The sequence below is a fragment of the bacterium genome (genome assembly GCA_016699125.1).
In the GTDB taxonomy this organism is placed as follows: Bacteria; Babelota; Babeliae; order Babelales; family Vermiphilaceae; genus AWTP1-30.
Genome location: CP064961.1, coordinates 880,955 through 900,414 on the forward strand (window position 1 = coordinate 880,955; position 19,460 = coordinate 900,414).

The window sequence follows — 19,460 nt, forward strand, 5'->3', positions numbered from 1 at the left end:
AATAAAATGTTTTATGCTATATTTACAAAATTAGTACTATTATATTTAAAGGAAAAGGTCGAAATCAGATGAAAAAACTATTATATATATACATCATCAACTTTGTCATCAAAATAGATGCAATGGACTCCCTCATGCAATGGAATCAATTCGCTCAAAATTGGGTAGTTTCACGCATAAAAACCGAAAAGAACACAGCCAATGATTTTCATGAAAAGCAATGCAAAATGTATGAATTTTCATTGGCAAGTTTAAATGTCGTCCTTGATTACACTAATCAAAACATAGATAAAACAATACAACCTATAATAAATAATAATCTCCCAGACGTTTCAGACACTTCAGATGATTTTCCAGACAATATTACAGAGAGTAATCTTAGCGGCTTTAACATTTCTGAAAAACAAAAATCAATGCTTCATTTAATAACGAGCGGTGCAGAAAACGGTCCAAGCCATAAAAAATGTCAAAAAGAGGTCGCTCGCAAAAAAATAATTGAAATTATTTTGCCTAATTACAAAACCATTTGTAGCATAGGTAGTACGTGCAAAAATTTACATAAAAAGCGGGTGAAAATCACCCAATTCATAAACGGCTGCTTTCAAAAAATAAATGCAGAACGCATTGCAAATCTTGAAATTTTATTATACAAAACAGCAAGCAAACCTGAACCGTCCCTACAGTCTAGAATCGATATAAGTCTAATCAGGGGTTCAGATTGGTTCACCAAGTCAAAAATATATCAAGGCAAAACAGAGCATAATCCTAGTGTTTTTCAATATCCAAACTTATTAACTATAGCAAGTATTACACTTAATATAGGTCGCCCTCTTTTCAAAGATAACAATTGGTCCATAGCCAAAGCAGAATTGCATCAGACTGTTTGTAATATTATTTCACGATTAGAAAATAAACCTGTAGAAAAAATGTTTACCATAGACGACAATACCTGGCTCGAAGAACTCGACTATTGTGTGGTGCCTGTTACCTCAGAACAGAAACAAGGAACTATTTTTATTCTGGAGAAACAACTTACTACTAAGCAAAAATTTGCAATGAAGGCTTTCCTGCATTTATTGAATCCAATCTCGATCATAACGAGTTCTGTTTTACCAAACTATCTTATGCAATATGACCAGCCTCAAGCGCCGAAAAACAATGCACAGTAAACTTTTCAGGCTAAAAATAGTAAAAATACAAGGGATATTTTTAAACATAAAATATCCCTAAAAAATCATTACTTAACCTTTCAATAGTATATGCAGAGCGGAGATCTAAATGTTCTATTGAAGAATTAAATAAAGCCTGCAATGAAAGTCTTTTTATATTAGACAATTATTGCACAGCCGATGATGAAGGGATTACAAAAATATTAATAGAGAACGGTAAACCTCAACCCAAAGAAGAAGACATTTCAAAGTTCAAAAATACGTACCACAATAATATCTGTATAAAACTTAAAAGAGAAGAATGGTTCCTTCATCTTGTACGAAAAACTGAACTAAAGAAACAAGAAAATGAACTGCGGAAAAAAGCCTTCAATCACTTACGTCCCTCTTAAATTTTTAATGACAACAACATTTTGCAGGCTCTGTACCATATTTTTGGTCTAACAGATAAGTAAGTACTGTTTGACTCCAGCTTTCCAGATTTTTGTTGTACAGCATACATTCTTCAAGCGGCACCAGGGATCCACTTTTAAGTTCAGATTTGATTTTGATCTTAGCTGAACTACCTTTTAAAAGCATCACAAAACCGATATGAACTTTACCAACCTCATTCGAGTCATCATTCAAAATTCCCAACGGCTCGACAGAAAGCGTGCCCTCATACTCAACCTCTTCATGAAATTCACGCCGAGCCCAGTCAAAAAGCGTCTGACCCTCAATGTCCTGTTTGTTAATATGCCCGCCAATGCCCAACGAATATTTATTTTGAAGGCGGGCTTCTGAAGCTTGCGCACTCCGTTGCATTAAAAAATAGTTTTGGTTGTGTTCAAAAATAAGATAAGGAATAATCTGTTTATACCTCTGATCTTCTTCTGCTTGCGCACGGACAATAAACTCTTGGTGCTGTCTGATAATGTTAATATAATCATCAAAGCAGACCGCCTTAATTCCATTCCAAGCACTTTGTGGAAAAAGATGCTCCCGCTTGACGACCAAAATAAGCTCTTGCAATGAGGGATTGATAACAACGTTCTGCACTGTTTGATTCATAATAATCCTAATAAAATGTAATTTTGCTTCACTACTTTTTCTCTTCAACTGTTATTTTGTGTATTCGTAATAGATACATCCATCTTCATCTTGCAAAATCTCTTTAAAACCAAGACCGGTATACACTTTTCGAGCAGGATAATTGATTAAACGGGTCACAATATGAATCTTTTGTGCGCCCAGCTGCTTTAATCCTTCAATAGCCGACTTGATCAAAGTTTTTCCATAGCCTTTACTTCTCATTTCCGGCTGTATTGCCAAGAAAAGAATCATGCCTATTTGTCGATCAAGCATGTAAAATGCATTAAATCCAACAAATTTTTCATTCAAACGTGCAACATTTATATGCAGCGCACCGCGATACTGAAACTCTTTATTTGGCGTCATATATTCAAGCATATAATAAGGAGAATAGTCAGGAGTAGAGGTAAGCCAAAAACGTTCAAGTTCAAATAAAGTAATAATGTCATGATAATCACGAGCTTTATTGTATGCAGCTACGACAAGCTCGTGCTTATGCGAATAATAGTACCATGAAAAAACTCCTGCCGCACCAAGCATAGTTGCAAAACTGATAAAAAATAATACTATACTTCTTTTTTTACTTTTTTGAGCCTGTATCATTATAACCTTTCATGATAAAAAACTGATTCCAAGACCAGACCACACGCGTGCGCAGTCGGAAATTCCACTACCCTTTTTTGATGATACAATGCAGTTTCAATACACGATAACCCATCCTGATTTTTTCCCGCAACATATGCTGCAGCGCCCACTATTCGTCTAATCATATGTCGCAAGAATGATTTTCCCTGAATACGGATTCGCCAGGCTTGTATACTACTATCATATTCAACAGTTATAGAATCGATTTTTTTTACAAGTTCTGCTGTAGACTTTTGACTACTATCGGTTGCAAATTGACTAAAATTATAAGTCCCAACAAATAATCGTAATGCCTCTTTAAATCGTTCAATATCAAAGGACGCTCGAACATATTGTATAAATCGGCTATACATTGGCAATGGTCTATTAAAACTAAAAAGATAATGATATTCCTTCATTGATACATTATACCATGGATGAAAATTAGGTGGCGCATAACAAACAGCTTTAAAATGAATATCAAACGGAAGATGGTCATTCATAATTTTTAATAGCTTATCCGGATCTAGCTGCAATATATGCTTAAAAAGTAGCACCTGTCCATTTGCATGTACTCCTGCATCCGTTCGTGATGCAGCAATTAACGAAAAAACTGGTACACCAAAGGCTCGTTTGAAAACTGTTTTTAATGTAGATTCTATCGATGGAAGATCTTTTTGAGCTTGCCATCCGTTATAACTCGTACCATCATACGTCACTATTGCTCTGTATTTAGTTGGAGAATTAACTGATGACAAACTTCCACTATCATAAAAAGACATCTTATTTTCGCATACCCGCAGACAGAATTTTTTTGCGTAAACGTATTGATCCAGGAGTCACCTCAACCAATTCATCAGGACGTATCCATTCCATACATGTTTCAAGTTCCATAATCTTTGGTGGATCAAGTTTAACGGCTTCATCAGTTCCTGAAGCACGCATATTTGTAAGCTTCTTTTCTTTACATGGATTCACATCAAGATCATTATCACGACTATGTTCGCCAATGATTTGGCCTTCGTATACATTATCACCAGGTTTTACAAAAAGAATCCCACGATCCTGCAATGTATCCAAAGCATAGCCCGTCACACGACCATTTTCCATTGAAACCAATGATCCTTTGATGCGCGATGGAATATCACCCTTATACTCTTCATAACCTTTAAAATGAAAATTAATAATACCGGTCCCACGAGTATCGGTCAAAAACTGTCCACGCAATCCGATCAAACCACGCGATGGAACATCATATTCAAGCCTCACTCGCCCAGAATCCAACGCTTCCATTTTTTTAAGTTCAGCTTTACGTTGACCAATATTTTGCATAATCGCACCCTGATACTCTTCAGGAATATCAAAAATTACAGATTCGATCGGTTCATGCTTAACCCCATTAATCGTCTTATAAATAACTTCTGGTGCTGAAACTTGCAGTTCAAAACCTTCACGACGCATATTTTCAATCAGAATACCCAAATGAAGCTGCCCTCGACCAGACACTTTAAAAACATCTGCTGATTGAGTTGGCTCAACACGCAAAGCAACGTTTACACGCAACTCATTTTCCAAGCGTTCTTTAATCTGTCTTGAAGTTAATAACTTACCTTCTTTGCCCGCAAATGGAGAGTTATTCACTGAAAAATACATAGTCAATGTTGGCTCATCAATCTTGACGTACGGATATGGATTGATAGCATCTGGAAGACAAAGCGTCGTTCCTATGCTCGGAACTTGATCAAAACCGGTTACTTGTCCAATATCACCAAACTCTATAGTTTCAGTATCTTTTTTATTAAGGCCCACATAGGTAAAAAGTTTTGTAACTTTAAACGGCTTGCTCACCGTACTATCTTTGCAACAAACAACCTGTTGTCCAACAGAAATAGAGCCGCTGAAAACCCTTCCAATTGCTATAGGCCCTAAGAACTCTGAATAATCTAAGCTGGTAACCAAAAATTGCAAACTTTCACTTTTTGCTTTTGGCACAGAAATATGCTTCAAAATTGCTTCAAACAGCGGTTCAAACGTGCCGGAAGTTGCATTTTTATCATATCCAACAAAACCCATGCGACCCGAACCATACAAAACAGGAAATTCCAATTGAGATGCATCAGCCGCAAGCTCTAAAAATAGGTCATGTACCGCACTTTCTGTCTCTGTAATTGTTGCATCTTTCCGGTCTATTTTGTTAATCAAAACAATAGGCTTCAGTTTTAATTCAAGCGCCTTTTGCAACACAAACCGCGTTCCCGGCAATACACCCTCTGCCGCATCAACAAGTAGTAAAAAACCTTCCACAAGCTGTAGTGTACGCTCCACCTCACCACCAAAATCACTATGACCGGGAGTATCAACTATATTGATCGTAGTATCTTTGTAATGAATACCGGTATGCTTGGCAAGAATCGTAATACCCCGTTCCTTTTCTAGCTTATTGCTATCCATGACACGCTCACCCTCATTGACATCAACAGTACCTGATTGACGCAACATCTGATCTACAAGCGTTGTTTTGCCATGGTCAACGTGAGCTATAATAGCTATATTTCGAATATTTTGACGTTCCTGTGCCATAATTAATCTTTCCCTTGAATAAAGGTTGTGCGTGTGCAGACGTACCCACTATCTTAATCTACATTTAAAAGAATATACTCAGTACCGCTATTACTGAAAAGAATGTGCTGAATAAGGTAATAATGCAATTGTGCGTGACTTTCTAATCTCCTTTGCAAGCCCCCTTTGATGCTTACAGCACACTCCAGAAATACGCGAAGGCAGTATTTTCCCTCTTTCAGTCAAAAATGAACGTAAAAAAGTTGAATTTTTATAATCAATTAAATTTTTTTGATCTATATTTTGACAGAAACGGCAAGAGCGAACACCTGTACTGGTGTTACGCCTGTTTTTCTTTTTATATAAACGCTGACTTATCTTTAATCTTATTTTTTTTGTCATTGTATATTCCTTATTTTAGCTTACCTTATTCATTACCCAGATCATCACCTTCTTGTCCATTATCAAGTTCTGGATTCATATCATAACTATTGTTCCTGCGATCTTTCGTTGCCATTTCAAGACCCACTGGTGCTTCCTCCAACGAACGCGGCCTTTGATATTCTAATGAAACTGACTTATCAAGTAATGATATCATAGACCGCATAATAACAGTTTCAAATTTTACTGAAAGTAGCATATCAAGCTCTTTTAATAAAGCAGCATCTTTTACAGTTTGAAAACGACCAAGGAAATAGACTCCGTACTCATTTTTTCTCACTGGATAAGCCAACCTATATTTTCCCCAACGCTCAAATGAGATCATGGTGCCCTTTTTCAACTGCACCACATTTTCAATCTGTTTTTCAAGCTCTTTGCTCTCATCCTGTGTAATTTCAGGGCCAGCTAAAATAAGTACTTCATAGCGTACTATGTTTTCCATAGAAACCTTTCTTAAATGGAAGTGTTATATTTAAAAAACACTATAAAACCTATGGCGGTTTTATTTAAAAAATAATGTATACATTTTATACACTTAGAATAAGATTATACCATAAAAAAAAAACAATAAAATATTTACTTATTAATCATTATAAGTTTCAATTAAGAATATATTTATATACTTTTAAAATAATATATAAATTTTGCATTTAATACGCATTGAGCCAGCTTAAAAACTTCTCTATACAAAGGTGACAACTGTTTTCTGTTTTAATGCTACCAAAAATGTAGTAGACTAAAGGTCGTAATAATTTTTGCTAGCATAGCTAATCCCGAAAGGATTTTAAGTTTTGATACGTAATTTTTCAAAAAAAGTATTACTATTGTGTTGGTTTACTGGGATGGCCATTTTCTGGCGTTATGCTTTTGAAAAGCGCGAACCGGAACCACTCATTGTGACCCCTGCCCGCGGACTTTATATTGGGACAAATGCCGAGTTCAAGCCTTTTAGTTTTATTGACAAAGACGGCAAACTTACGGGATTTGATATTGAGGTGATGGAAGAAATCGGCAAAATTTTTGGATGCCCGATACACATAAAAGATCTTCCATTTGATGTGCTGATTGCGGAACTTCAAAACGGATCTATCGATATCATTGCAGCAGGTATCACGCCAACCGTTACCCGTACAAAACAGGTGGTTTTTACCAAACCCATTTTTGATGGTGATCCGCTCGTCATTATCTCTTTAAAAAAATACCCCATTGATACCTTTGAAGAGTTAAAAGAGAAAACGGTGTTAGTCAACGAAGGATATTATGCCGATAGCTTTTTATCGGCATATGAAAACATAAATATTATAAGACTAGCCTCTGCACTCACCACAGATGGATTACTGGCATTAGAGAGTGGCCGCGCTGAGGCTTTTATCGGTTCTTACGCGACAACTATCCCATTTCTTAATAAAAAGAATGCACATCTATTTCAACATGTTTTAATTGAAGGAACTAGCGAAAAAGATGCATTGGCATTAGCAAAACACAATGTTGAATTTGCCCAACAGTTAAATGAAGCAATCGACACCTTACATAATAACGGAATTTTGGATAGATTAATTGATAAATGGTTTCAAAAGCGAGCATACAATGATTGACCTAGACTTAATTATTGAATCAGTTCCCCAGCTACTACAAGGGCTGAAAAATTCTTTATTAATAGCATGCATCAGTAGTATCATCGGTCTGATCGGTGGCACAATAATCGCTATGATAGAAAAAAGCTCAGAGTCAACCGATTATATGCAATATGTTATCTTTGTATATGTCAATGTAATTCGTGGCACCCCCATGCTAATTCAAATACTATTTGCCTATTATGTACTTCCGCAATGGGGAATATATATCTCTCCATTTGCCACTGCTTGTGTTGTGATTGGGATTAATAGCACCGCATACATAAGTCAAGTAATTCGCTCAGGAATTGATGCAATTGCTCAAGGGCAATGGGATGCAGCACGGTCACTGGGATTTACAGAATGGCAGATTTTCCGTTTTATTATTTTACCACAAGCAATTGGCAATGTTTTGCCATCACTCGTTAATGAGGTTATCACATTAATCAAAGATTCAAGCCTTGCATCAGTTATTGGGGTTGCTGAACTGACCAAAGAAGGACGAATCATCATCGGTCGAACCTATGATTCTATCACAGTATTTTTTGCACTCGCACTATTTTATATCTGTGTTACCTGGACAATTACCTATGGAATCTACAGATTAGAAAGAAGGACACGTCGTCATGTTAGCAATTAAGCATCTTTTTAAAGTATACAGAAAAACCACTATTTTACATGACATCAACGTATCACTTTATCGTGGTGAGATAGCTGTCTTTTTAGGAAAGTCGGGCGTCGGCAAGTCAACCCTCCTCAGAATTATTGCAGGCATCGAGCAAGCTGATCGTGGAAGCTGCACCCTTGACATGCAACCTATCAATACCAAGGTAGTACATCATTCACCACAGGTAGGTATGGTGTTTCAACATTTTAATCTCTTTGAACATATGAATGTTTTGCGAAATATTACACTTGCACTTGAACTGGTACAGAAAAAATCAAAGACTAATGCTCAACAGATAGCGCTTGCACTACTGGAATCTTTCGGACTTGTTGAAAAAGCGTACGCCATGCCTGGCCAACTTTCTGGCGGACAGAAACAACGGGTTGCAATCGCACGTGCAATCGCTTTAAAACCTTCGGTTTTATGTTTGGATGAACCGACCTCTGCACTTGATCCAGAATCTGGAAAAATGACGATCAAAATCTTACAGGAACTTGCTCAAAAGCAGTACACGATTGCCATTGCATCTCACGATCCGCGCTTATTGGATCAACTTGACTGTACGATACATTTGATGTACAAAGGAGCGATCATAGAATCTGCTTCATCTACTTTATTCAAAAAAGAGCCCGACAACTATCCATGCATCCGTGATTTTATTTACGGAGCGACAGCTACACAATAAACACACAAGCATACGTCAAAAATAGTGGTTTATTCAAAGAAAACATATTACAACTGCACAAAGAACGCTTAATCGCATTTGTATGAGTGAGATCAATTGGTGCCGGAGGCCGGACTTGAACCGGCACGATGTTGCCACCGCGGGATTTTGAGTCCCGTGCGTCTGCCTATTCCGCCACTCCGGCAATAAAAAACTTCAAAACATCAAAAATATAACAGTGAGTGCACTTTTTGTCAAGGACAAATGCACTCACCAAACTTAACATTTAAAATCTATCTCTCTATTTTCAAAAGGTACGGTCTATATATCAAGGCTGTCTTTGATCTTTTGAAAGACACTTTTACGCTTTTCCTGTTCCTTCAGCTTTTTTTCATACGCTTCTTGTGCCTGGCGTTTCTTTTCTTGTATTGCCATAACTGCTTTCATGAAAGCCTTTTTTTCTTCTTCAAGCTGTTTTCGCAACACAGTAATCCAGTCAACAAATTTAGCACGTCGATCAACATCGAAGAACCACCAGTGTGCAGGACCGTCCGCAAGTTTAAATGTTCGAATAAAACTTCCATCTGCCGCATCTTCAATATGCATATGACCATTGCCAAAGTCTTGAGGAAACTCTGTTTCTAACTTTGTTGGCTCAAAAACATGTGTTTCCAATCCCATTACAAACCGTTTGTTATCAACAATCTCTTTTCCAAAATTAATAATTTTCCTTGCTGTTTCACTTTCTGGCGTACCGCGATACGGCTCCCCGCAGAACACAAAGCCTCTTTTTCCATTTTGCTCAAGAGAATTGATAAAGATCCTCAACCGTTCTACTGCTTCGTCTGCAGCCATATACGTTGACAACCCTTCATCCATATTATCATTGATCTGCAAGCTTGTTCTTATCCCATCAACAAGCGACATATGTGCCATTGTTGCTGGTGCAATACCAAAACAATGCGCCAACAGCGCTGCAACCCCCATTGTTTTTAAAATGGTCGATTTACCACATCCATTAGGCCCCGTCAAAATCAAAATGCGTGCCTTGTCACCACCCAAATGAATGGTATTAGTGACAAAGCTGTCAAGAATGGTTAATGGCAACCATGCGTTTTCTAAAAACAGCTCTACAGGCTTGTCATCTTCAATAAAATCAACAAAACATATTGGCAATCCCTTTGTTTGACATTTTTTCATAAAATGAGCTACCGCCACGTGTGCATCAATAACTGCAAGATTTCTCAGTCTGTCGATAAGTTCATTATGAGTCTCTTCTAAAAGTTTGTTTGCATGAAGTACTGTTCCGCGACTGTAAAGCAGTTTTGCTTTTTTCTTATTAAATGTACCGGTATGCAGAAGCTTGATTAATTTTTGCATTTTTTCTGAATATGGCTTTACTGTGATTAAACATTTTTCTGCAAACAGCGCAGCCTTGCCACCATTTTGAGCATATTTTTCAATTAAAGCTTCGATTTTTTCTGCAGTTTTAATGTACTGCGAAACTGCAATCATGCGTCTGTGTACATTTTCCATTGAATGATAGGTTGATTGTAACAACTCAACCTGTTCCTGTGCAGTTTTGTAATACATCCAGGTATGAACAAGCTGTGCCGCAACTGCCAAAGGAGCCGCCGCCAGCATTGGAAAATAGACCGTTTCGCCAACCAGATCAGTCGGAAAAGACAGTTTTTTACCAAACATTTTTACATCAAAATACCACCCCCGATCATAAAGATCTAAATGAGCTGCCCGATTAAGCGTTATTGTACGATCAGCTAAAGATTCATCAAAATCTGTAAATAACAATGAATTTATCCAATCTCTTAGTGTCAATTTTTTAGTTATAAGCTGAAGGCCCATTTTTACCTCTTTGGCTTTATTAACATAAGGAATAGGATGAAGCGCGTGTAACTCATGATTTCCATCTTTCCACATCTGATAATATTCTGGTGAAACCGAAAAAGGCCAATGTGCTTTGAACATTTTTTCAGGATACGCTAACACGTTACTGTAATCTACAGATCGTCCTTGAATTTTTGCCTTTGCAAATTCATCGATCAATCCTTTTAATGCAAATATTGCAAGTATCGAGCTAACCCTTTTTCCCACGTCCAAAACGATACTTGCCTCAAGACAGCCTGCTGATCGATTCAAGCCACCGACAAAATCAGGTAGTTTGAAAAGTCCAAAAAACGTTTTTGGTTGCCAAAAATAATGTGATTGTGCTTTTCGGGAGATCTTATCTTCTGTCCAATACGAAACCATATCAGCTTCATTTTTGGCCAATTCTGCAAGCAGCTTTGAAAGTTCTGTTGCAAATGATTCATCTTCAAGCATCAGCTTAATAAAATCCTGACTGGCCTGAAGCGTCTGCCTATTATTTGTCGGGCTCATCAACTTCCACACACCAAGCATGCCAATTTTGGTAGCTGGCTCAAATGCCGGCTTTATATTTTGGGAGCCGTGTATGAGTCTTATTTTTTCAAGCTCAACCTCCTCGACTCGTGTTACAAAGCCATCAGAGTCATGCGTCTTCCACTCCGAAAACCCAAGACAATCATATAATGGATTGGACTCTTTGGCGATAATTTGACCAAAAGGTAGCATGACCAATGCAATAAAAATGGCTTTTATTAAAGAATTAAAGGTCTTTTTCTGTTCTTTTTGATTATTCATTTCTTCCACTCAAAAAATAGTTGTTTTGAATAATAGTATCTAACCACACATATTTTGCAATTTTATTTTTTTAGAAATATTGCTAAAAAAGCTAGACATAAGAGGTCTTGGTCGTCATTTTCATGCCAGAACTTATTTTTTAATGCATTTTGCAAAAGACATTAAAATGAGTTTATTTTCAATTAATCAATAATCGACAAGGTCACCACAGATTACTCGGGCCTTCTTTTTCTTGCATTTATCTTTTTATTTTATTTATAATTGAAATAAGTTAAAAATCTTTTTAAAAAGGCAGACCTCATGAAGCTCACTATAAAATATCTCATATTTAGCAGCCTGTTGATTAGTTCGATGCAAGCAATGGAAATTGAAGAAATAGTAACACCAGAAAAGAATGGTACCGAAGCCACATTAACACCAATCAATGCATTTTTTGAAGAAAAGCCTTCAACTCATCCTTTGGATAAAATTATAGATAAACTATACCAATGGAATTTTCATAGCATTGCGCAGCTAGTTGAAGATGGTAATGACTGCTACATCATAACCGCGTGGAATGACCAGAAAAAACTTATCAAAAATCAATCAAAAGGTTATCAAATTGATACAATAGCGAAACAAGTATTAATAAATCAGTTTAATAATATTTTTCAACAAAAACCCGAGACAGCATCACCTCACACATTAACAAAAAACCCAATCATGACTTGGGAAGAAACTCCTTCAATATTGAGTTTTTTGGGTATATATGACAATAGTTTTTTCTACAGTTTTGAAACAATGCTCATGCCACAGAATCTATCTAAAAAACTTTATGATCGCTATTTTCCTTTGCTTATTAATGAAGCGGGTACAAATTCTACTGTTTTAGTTGATACGAAAAAAAATACTATATCCGCCAAACAAAATCAGTCACATAACACACCAGCATATACAATCCAGATGATGAATATTGACGGTACTCATTATACCGTTTCATCATCGCTCTTTCCATCCTTACTTTTCACACCAACTGATGAACGCTTGGGAACCCTAAAATATTTTTTTGGCAGAAAACATGGTCATTCATTTAACAATCACCGACTTATTGGAATTACACAAAACAACCAACTTGTTTATACAAAACTGAATAAAACTAGAACAACAGAACAAGTATATGCTAAGAAAATTAAAAGCATTAATGACCTTGCTTCATTAGAAAATGATGCTAAAAAGATAAGGGAAATTCAATCGGCCTATCCAAAAAAATTTCAAAAAATCAATGGATTTGCAAATATCAGGCGACCATTTTTGGTTCAATTTGGAAAAGATAATGATAAGTTTGCAATACTAAAACGATATATAACTACGCAAAATGAAAGTTATCAAATTACAGATTCTACGGATATCATAGAGCAAACTGCTAGCAAAAACCAAGTACAGAATTCTAAGAATATTAAATACAGCTACGGCGCAATCAAAGCTCCTGATAATTCATTGTTATACTTTACCTATGGAGACCAACAAAATGAAATCAAACTGGTTAACTATCTTCCAGGAGAAGAAACACTCTACAAGGCACAAAACTTTGTAATCAAAGAAAAAGAAGATAAGGAATATCAGTTCGCATTTTCATTGACCAGCAAAATTGAAAATACAAATAACTACATTATCTATGTTGGTTTTTATGAAATTGACAAACTTACCGATGAAATTTTAAAAAACAAAAAATTTGAACCTACAGAGCCAGAGCAGTTTGTCACCCAAATATACGCAATGAAAAATGAAGAAAACGAACATTATACGTACTACGCTCAATATCCAGCACAACAACAGGAACAAGGTAAGGAAGAAGAATGATCCTGACGATATTAGCTTTTTTACATCCTCAAAACAGATACAAACTGACTTTGATGATCTCATTGTTTGCATCATTACAGGCAATGCCAGATCCGATTTACGCAAAAAAATATGCGTTGCTGCAAAAACTGAAATCAGACTTTTTAAAAGACCTGCTTTTCAAAGGTGCGGACCAGGCAAATGTCACGTTTATTCTTGATGCAATTAGACAAAGAGTTGATATCAATGTCAAAAACGGCGAAGGCAAAACCGCACTGATCAAAGCAGTCGAAGCAAATCATACCGAAGCAGCCCGAGCACTGTTACTTGCAGGTGCACAAAAAGACCTTCAGGACAAAAATGGCGCAACTGCTCTCACATATGCTGAAAAAAATCAAAATCAAAGATTAATACAACTACTTAAAAATGTGAGATAAACATGATAGATCGCTTGGCTCTCTACTCCTCAACACTCCCAAAAGGAACGATTAGTTTTAAAACTAGCCGTTCCTTTTTTAAAATCTTTTTTTTGATCGGCGTGTTCTGTTTTTTGATAATCGAAAATACAACATTTTGCATGCAACAAGGTATAGAATTAACAAGAGCAAGCGAATTCAAAAAATCAACCAATAAGAGTCTTATCTCATATGATATCAACAGCACCATCGCAAAAGAGGGGATCAAAGAGATTCAAGCAGATGAAAGCAAAATAATCCTGCTTACATGGCAAGGCACTGTTTATGTAAGCATCAGAGAAGAAGTATATGCGCCAAAATTTGAAAAAATCAATACCGAAGAACAGGTGTCTCACATTTTGTATCCATTTGAAAATGGTGGAAATCAACAGTCACTTGTGTATTCAGTTGCAAAAAAGGTTCTGAAAGATTCAGTCTACCTGTATGATTTTACAAGCGAAACAAACTCCAGAATCGCGACACACAATACGCATATCTTCAAACTTGGACAGCTAACAACGAAAAACAAAGATCACAAAATTCTTTCAAACTCAAGATTTCCAAACCTTACATTCACCGATCCCAATCATATGATACAACACAACCAAAAATCATGGCTTAACTTTTTTTTAAAAAAGCCAGCATATGAAGGACAAAAAGAAAATACAGATAAAAAACCTGTGTCATTCAAACATCATATTTTACTCGCAGCACAAGATGACATCCTTATTTTTGCTTTTAAAAACTCAAAAAAACGCTTTTTTAATGTAAATCATCTCAATCAAAAAGTACAATTTATACCATACAACATTGGATACAATTTTCACTTTGACTCAAAAAATACTGAGTCAACTTTAAATACCCCTGCAATACTCTTTCAAAACATTTTAAAAAATAAAGCCACACACCAAGAAGAACCTTTAGATCAATATTTTGGAAATCTTTCTTCTGAACAACTAACAAAATTAATGACTGAAGAAAAATATTTTTCCAATTTAAAGGCAGACGACCTAGTCAGCCAATATCTTTTTAAAAAATTGGGAGAAAAATCACAAATAAAAGCGCACACTGAAATAAATGATGATGATGATGATGAAAAAGCCATTCAAACAGCATTTGAAAATTATCAGCAAGCTTTAAAAGCACAACCTACCTCAAGCCATAACAAATCTACATCTGAACAAGATCATACTATCTATCAAGTCTCAATTCCGATATTAAGAAAAGCACCAATTGCAGCAATCAACTCTGAGTATGATCTTTTTAAAAGTATTGTACTCAAAACCAAAACAAAACTGATTTTAATAAATTCAGCAAACCATGATCACCACAAAGAAATAACCCTAAAAAAATCGATGGAAAGAAAACCAACTGCACTGTACCTAACATATCCATTTATGCGTACAAAAGACATTTTGATCAAAAACATAATGAATAATAATGTTCCATTGTGGCTCATATTTGTGTACAAGCATGGCATCTATCATCTTGATCTACAAGAAAATTCACTAAAAACCCCTCAGGAACTTGTCAAATTAAACACAGACCAGTCAATCTTGTGCTCATGCTTTGATCGAAATGCGAAAAAGTTATATTATGTCGCACAAGACAACAAAAAACAACATTAAAGATATTGAACATTGTATCATTGAACCAAGATCGAGAAGAAGAACGCACAAGAGCTCAAGCCGAGATCGATCAAAAAGCAAAAAAAATTCAAGGCTACCTACAACAAACACCAGAAGAAAAGAAAAAAGCTCAGGCAAGAAAAACAGAAGGAGCTGCGAAAGCCCTTGAAAAATTTGTAAATGCATTAACCAAAGCCCAATAAATCCTACTCTGCCAACTCAATAGTTGCTGCAGGAAACTCAACGAGCGGTGCATGCCATGTGGGCAATGGCATCATCGGAAACTGTATATTTGAAGAGGCGTCAGCCATGATAATAGGTGCCTCAGATAAACCAGGTGCTGGTGATTTTGTACTATTTTTTTGCTGTAACGTATGTTTTTGATTTTTTTCAGACAATTCAGCATCACCTTCCTGTTTTGACTGATCAGCAGTTTTTTCTTGAACTTTTGGCTTATGTTTAATGACCGCATTAAATCCATCGGCTGCGACAGGAATCGTCATTTTAAACGGCTCTTTGTATCGATAGCTACTGCTCCAAAACTGACCTTCGACTGTCACTGCGCGGGGCAATAACGAATAATAATCATTTTCTTTTGAAAGTAATTCATCGCTATCCCACTGAGCAACCGTTGCAATGGTTGTTTTCGGTTTATTTGATTGTACTGATTGCATAGGATTTTTTGCATCTTTTGCTTTTTCCTCTTTTTGAATAGTATCATACGATAACATCAAAGAAAAAGAGGCAATATGATCAGCAATTTCATACGCAGGAACACCATCTTTGAATGAGTCAAGCAGGAGATTTGAGCTTTCTTGCCGCATCAAAATAAAGGAACCTTGGTGCTGCGGGTCTGGTTTTAAAAAATAAACCACACGAACTTTCAATGGCTTTGCATTACCAACTGTTCCATGCCAATAGGAAGGAAGTGGGTTATTGGTGATAAAAGAGATCTGCTGCATCTGATTTTCCTGCCCAAGTGCGACAAAAAAAACCTTTTTCAGTCGTGGCACTGTCTGCTTTGTTTTATCTGTATTCGATGTAGCTTTGCTTTGATTCTTTTCTATAACTTGATTGTCCTCATTCTGCCCATCCTGTTTTTTACTTTGTAGCGGCTCCTCTTTTTCTTCAATAATCGCTTGATGTACCACGCACATACCGCTCACATCACGCTCAAACTGATGCTGAATCATGGTTAGCTGCAACACCTGATTGGCCATACCATCGACAAGCGTTGACATCTTGGTCATATGCGAAAGCGTATTCATCAAAACGCCAGTAATCATCGAGGCGATTAACGTGCCAACAACTACCTCTAGTAAAAATGATCCGCCTTTTTGGTTCATGCTGCATCTTTCTTTTTGTCATCAAGTTCAGGTCTGACAAACACAAAAGTGGTCAACGTATTCGACTTGCCAAGTCCGCTCCACTGCCAACCAAACGTCACCGTTGCCTTTTCTAGGTATTTGATCGATTTTAAGGATGACGAGGCAGGAATCGGTTCCTGTTTGAAAACAAGATTAGTCAGCGGCTCCTGTGCTTGAAAATCAACCTGTTTTGGCAGATCAGCTTGTTGTAATCGTTTTAATACATTTTCCATTAAAAACTGTTTTGCCAAAAATATACGTTGCCCAGCACCGAACGCAGAAGATAAACGACTGACCACCGCATTTTGCGACATGTACAAGGGTCCAAGAATCATGCCAAGGATAAGCGTTGCAAAAACAGCTTCCAATAAAAGAAATCCACTACGGCTTTTGAAATTCATCATACACATAAAATCGTGCGGTTAAAGGGTTTAAAACAAGACCGATTGATCGAGGATTACCTTTTTCATCTTTTGAACCATTGTCAAACATATTAATCACCACTTTTTGCGCCATGCCCTCTGGAACGAGAAAAAACCAAACACGGGCAGCATTTTTATTGCCCTGATACCGAGCAATTTCATCAAAGCCTTCGATGAAAAACTGCTTAATTTCAATGAATGGCGGAATTTCACAACGTGTTAAAACTCCACTCACCTGCGCTCTGGTAAATTCAAGTTCACCTTTCTGATTAAGATTGTCTGTCGCTCGCTCTAATACAATAATACCTTCTTGCAAATCAAACAAAACTTTATGAATTGATCGGGTGACAAGCGCCTGCTGCCACCCGATATTCACTACTGTTTCAACTGAACTTAAAAACTGCCTTCGCTTGTATCCAGGCATAAGCCGCCCAACATTCGGCACTGCAAGCACTGCAATCAATGCAAGAACTGCAAGCGCAAAAACAAGATCAAGCACAGCAATGCCAGACTTTTTTATTCGTCCCACACCGAAATCCATTCAGATTTTGGAGCACCACGGCCATTTTGACCATACGAATGCAACTCATACGGATGCTCAGTCTGTGGAGTCAACTTATACACATATCGCTCACCCCATGGATCAGAAGGAACTTCTTTTGCGTCAATATAAGGACCTTCCCATTTTTTTGCAGCTCGTTCTTCTGACGGTTTTTTGATCAACTCATTCAACGAAGTAGGATATCTTCCAATATGTGCATTAAACATGTTAATAGAACCTTTTAATGTTCTTATTGTTGATTTTGCGGAAGTTTTGCGTGAACTCTGCAAATATCTGTTTAAATTCGGAGCCAACACACCCAAAACTACAGCCATAATTGCGATAACAAACATCATTTCAACAATGCTAAAACCACGTTTTAGCCGATTTGGATAAACTTCTGTTTGTACAAACGTCATACAATAGTCCTTTCATTTATATACCTTTAATGTCACCCATCTGCATCATTGGCAGCATAATTGCCATCACAATAAATCCAACAAGTAATGCAGTAATAATCGTCATAGCGGGACTTATGATACCAGCAAGACCATCAACCAGCTCATCAACTTCTTTTTCATACGTAGACGCAACACCAAGCAACATTGTATCAAGCTGACCACTCTGCTCACCTGTTTCAATTAAGTAAATTGCAATCGGTGGAAATACTTTCGTCTGCTTTAAATATTCGGCAATTTTACCCTGTTTTACAATTTTATCACGAGCAACCTGCAACGCATCTGCCAATATCTTGTTATCAATAACACTAACGACAATATCAAGCGCTTCTGCAAGGTTGACACCACCTTCCAGCAACATGCCTAACGTATACGAAAACTGCACAACCGCATTCGTTTTTGCCAAAAATTTCACAACGGGCAGACTTATTTTTAACTGGTCAATTTTACGTGCACCATCTTTGGTTGACGCCCAATACTTATAAAATGAAGTAAAACCGATAATAGCAAGCAATATCAAAATGAAATAACTACTTAAAAAATCTGAAATCTGCATCAAAATAGCAGTCGGTAAAGGCAGTGGTTTTCCAGAGGAGGTAAAATTTGAAACAAGACCAGGAATCACAAATACAACAAGTGCAGTTACCACAATCAAAATGAGCGCAAGCTGAATCAATGGTCCTTGCAAGGCACTTTTTACACGTGCTTTTAGCATTTCTGATCGTTCAAGATACTCAGTTAATCGCTTTAAAATAGGTTCAAGCTGCCCGCTTGCTTCTCCTGCTCGCACAAGTTGCACGTAGATGGTTTCAAATGTTTTTGGATATTTTGCCAGACCATTTGCAAGCGAACTCCCTTGTTGCAGATCATCTTTAATAGCAACAAGCATCTGTCTGAATCTTCCAGAAAACTGTTCAACCAGAAGCTCAATGGCCTGCAGTAATGGAACACCCGCACGCAATAACACGGTAAGCTGTTTCGTAAATAATACCTTATCTTTCAAACTTACAGATGACTGAAATAATGAACCTAAAAAAGAGGCGCTTGATTCCAATGGAGCAAGTTCTATGGTAATTGGGAAAAGTAACTGTCTTAACAAAAGTTCTTTCACTTGCGCCGTAGATGCAGCATCAAGCGTGCCTCCTACACGCTTACCATCCTTTGAAAATGCTTCGTATCGATAGATGGCCATTTATTACCTTTTGGAAAGTTTTCACACACATGCCTTGAAAGTATACCACATTTTATGATATCCTTTACTTTCGATAAGTATATTTTTCAAAG

Annotated in this window: 20 protein-coding genes and 1 tRNA gene; 8 read left to right on the plus strand and 13 right to left on the minus strand. The window is 36.9% G+C overall.

What is annotated here, in order from left to right:
* Positions 1 to 68 precede the first annotated feature (68 nt).
* Entirely contained in the window at positions 69 to 1,169 is a 1,101-nt protein-coding gene (locus IPG37_04230) for a hypothetical protein (GenBank protein ID QQR53635.1), read from the plus strand.
* A gap of 396 nt (positions 1,170 to 1,565) precedes the next feature.
* Here the strand turns inward: IPG37_04230 and IPG37_04235 are convergent, their stop codons facing one another.
* The 6 genes from IPG37_04235 to rpsF all read right to left on the minus strand — a co-directional run bounded on the left by IPG37_04235 (position 1,566) and on the right by rpsF (position 6,306).
* On the minus strand, positions 1,566 to 2,219 hold the full coding sequence (locus IPG37_04235; protein QQR53636.1) for a hypothetical protein: 654 nt from the start codon (positions 2,217 to 2,219) through the stop codon (positions 1,566 to 1,568).
* A 51-nt stretch (positions 2,220 to 2,270) separates the two neighbouring features.
* The gene (locus IPG37_04240) at positions 2,271 to 2,843 is read right to left on the minus strand and encodes a GNAT family N-acetyltransferase (protein QQR53637.1); all 573 of its coding nucleotides are present in this window, start codon (positions 2,841 to 2,843) and stop codon (positions 2,271 to 2,273) included.
* Positions 2,843 to 3,646, minus strand: coding sequence for a tRNA pseudouridine(38-40) synthase TruA (gene truA / locus IPG37_04245; protein ID QQR53638.1), 804 nt, complete (start codon positions 3,644 to 3,646; stop codon positions 2,843 to 2,845). The genes IPG37_04240 and truA overlap by 1 nt, the downstream gene beginning before the upstream one ends.
* A gap of 1 nt (position 3,647) precedes the next feature.
* On the minus strand, positions 3,648 to 5,444 hold the full coding sequence (typA, locus tag IPG37_04250; GenBank protein ID QQR53639.1) for a translational GTPase TypA: 1,797 nt from the start codon (positions 5,442 to 5,444) through the stop codon (positions 3,648 to 3,650).
* 90 nt (positions 5,445 to 5,534) lie between these two features.
* The gene (locus tag IPG37_04255; GenBank protein ID QQR53640.1) at positions 5,535 to 5,825 is read right to left on the minus strand and encodes a 30S ribosomal protein S18; all 291 of its coding nucleotides are present in this window, start codon (positions 5,823 to 5,825) and stop codon (positions 5,535 to 5,537) included.
* Between the two features lie 25 nt (positions 5,826 to 5,850).
* Positions 5,851 to 6,306: a 30S ribosomal protein S6 gene (gene rpsF / locus IPG37_04260; protein QQR53641.1), complete on the minus strand. Its 456-nt coding sequence runs from the start codon at positions 6,304 to 6,306 to the stop codon at positions 5,851 to 5,853.
* 349 nt (positions 6,307 to 6,655) lie between these two features.
* Between rpsF and IPG37_04265 the strand changes: the two genes are divergently transcribed.
* From IPG37_04265 to IPG37_04275, 3 genes are read left to right on the plus strand one after another with little or no spacing between them, the layout of a single operon-like run.
* Positions 6,656 to 7,459 carry an amino acid ABC transporter substrate-binding protein gene (locus IPG37_04265; protein QQR53642.1) on the plus strand — a complete coding sequence of 268 codons (804 nt, stop codon included), beginning with the start codon at positions 6,656 to 6,658 and terminating at the stop codon, positions 7,457 to 7,459.
* Positions 7,452 to 8,117 carry an amino acid ABC transporter permease gene (locus IPG37_04270; protein QQR53643.1) on the plus strand — a complete coding sequence of 222 codons (666 nt, stop codon included), beginning with the start codon at positions 7,452 to 7,454 and terminating at the stop codon, positions 8,115 to 8,117. The genes IPG37_04265 and IPG37_04270 overlap by 8 nt, the downstream gene beginning before the upstream one ends.
* Positions 8,104 to 8,829 (plus strand): amino acid ABC transporter ATP-binding protein, encoded by a 726-nt coding sequence (locus tag IPG37_04275; GenBank protein QQR53644.1) that lies wholly within the window; start codon positions 8,104 to 8,106, stop codon positions 8,827 to 8,829. The genes IPG37_04270 and IPG37_04275 overlap by 14 nt, the downstream gene beginning before the upstream one ends.
* Positions 8,830 to 8,926: 97 nt before the next feature.
* Here IPG37_04275 and IPG37_04280 read toward each other — a convergent pair.
* Both IPG37_04280 and IPG37_04285 read right to left on the minus strand, forming a co-directional pair.
* Positions 8,927 to 9,013: transfer RNA gene (locus tag IPG37_04280), tRNA-Leu, on the minus strand.
* 116 nt (positions 9,014 to 9,129) lie between these two features.
* A complete protein-coding gene (locus IPG37_04285; GenBank protein QQR53645.1) occupies positions 9,130 to 11,487 on the minus strand; it encodes a hypothetical protein in 2,358 nt (785 codons plus the stop codon).
* A 300-nt stretch (positions 11,488 to 11,787) separates the two neighbouring features.
* Between IPG37_04285 and IPG37_04290 the strand changes: the two genes are divergently transcribed.
* The 4 genes from IPG37_04290 (at position 11,788) to IPG37_04305 (ending at position 15,591) form a co-directional block, all read left to right on the plus strand.
* Positions 11,788 to 13,326 carry a hypothetical protein gene (locus IPG37_04290; protein QQR53646.1) on the plus strand — a complete coding sequence of 513 codons (1,539 nt, stop codon included), beginning with the start codon at positions 11,788 to 11,790 and terminating at the stop codon, positions 13,324 to 13,326.
* Positions 13,323 to 13,742, plus strand: coding sequence for an ankyrin repeat domain-containing protein (locus IPG37_04295; protein QQR53647.1), 420 nt, complete (start codon positions 13,323 to 13,325; stop codon positions 13,740 to 13,742). The genes IPG37_04290 and IPG37_04295 overlap by 4 nt, the downstream gene beginning before the upstream one ends.
* A gap of 140 nt (positions 13,743 to 13,882) precedes the next feature.
* Positions 13,883 to 15,388 (plus strand): hypothetical protein, encoded by a 1,506-nt coding sequence (locus IPG37_04300; GenBank protein ID QQR53648.1) that lies wholly within the window; start codon positions 13,883 to 13,885, stop codon positions 15,386 to 15,388.
* A 5-nt stretch (positions 15,389 to 15,393) separates the two neighbouring features.
* On the plus strand, positions 15,394 to 15,591 hold the full coding sequence (locus IPG37_04305; protein ID QQR53649.1) for a hypothetical protein: 198 nt from the start codon (positions 15,394 to 15,396) through the stop codon (positions 15,589 to 15,591).
* Between the two features lie 3 nt (positions 15,592 to 15,594).
* Here IPG37_04305 and IPG37_04310 read toward each other — a convergent pair whose 3' ends face one another.
* Genes IPG37_04310 through IPG37_04330 form a run of 5 tightly spaced genes read right to left on the minus strand, consistent with a single transcriptional unit; the run spans position 15,595 to position 19,368 of the window.
* Positions 15,595 to 16,734, minus strand: a complete 1,140-nt coding sequence (locus IPG37_04310) for a hypothetical protein (GenBank protein ID QQR53650.1) — start codon at positions 16,732 to 16,734, stop codon at positions 15,595 to 15,597.
* A complete protein-coding gene (locus IPG37_04315; GenBank protein ID QQR53651.1) occupies positions 16,731 to 17,156 on the minus strand; it encodes a hypothetical protein in 426 nt (141 codons plus the stop codon). Before IPG37_04315 ends, IPG37_04310 begins: the two co-directional genes overlap by 4 nt.
* Positions 17,137 to 17,706, minus strand: coding sequence for a hypothetical protein (locus IPG37_04320; protein ID QQR53652.1), 570 nt, complete (start codon positions 17,704 to 17,706; stop codon positions 17,137 to 17,139). The genes IPG37_04315 and IPG37_04320 overlap by 20 nt, the downstream gene beginning before the upstream one ends.
* Positions 17,694 to 18,137 carry a type II secretion system major pseudopilin GspG gene (gene gspG / locus IPG37_04325; GenBank protein QQR53653.1) on the minus strand — a complete coding sequence of 148 codons (444 nt, stop codon included), beginning with the start codon at positions 18,135 to 18,137 and terminating at the stop codon, positions 17,694 to 17,696. The genes IPG37_04320 and gspG overlap by 13 nt, the downstream gene beginning before the upstream one ends.
* Before the next feature lie 16 nt (positions 18,138 to 18,153).
* A complete protein-coding gene (locus tag IPG37_04330; GenBank protein ID QQR53654.1) occupies positions 18,154 to 19,368 on the minus strand; it encodes a type II secretion system F family protein in 1,215 nt (404 codons plus the stop codon).
* Positions 19,369 to 19,460 lie beyond the last annotated feature (92 nt).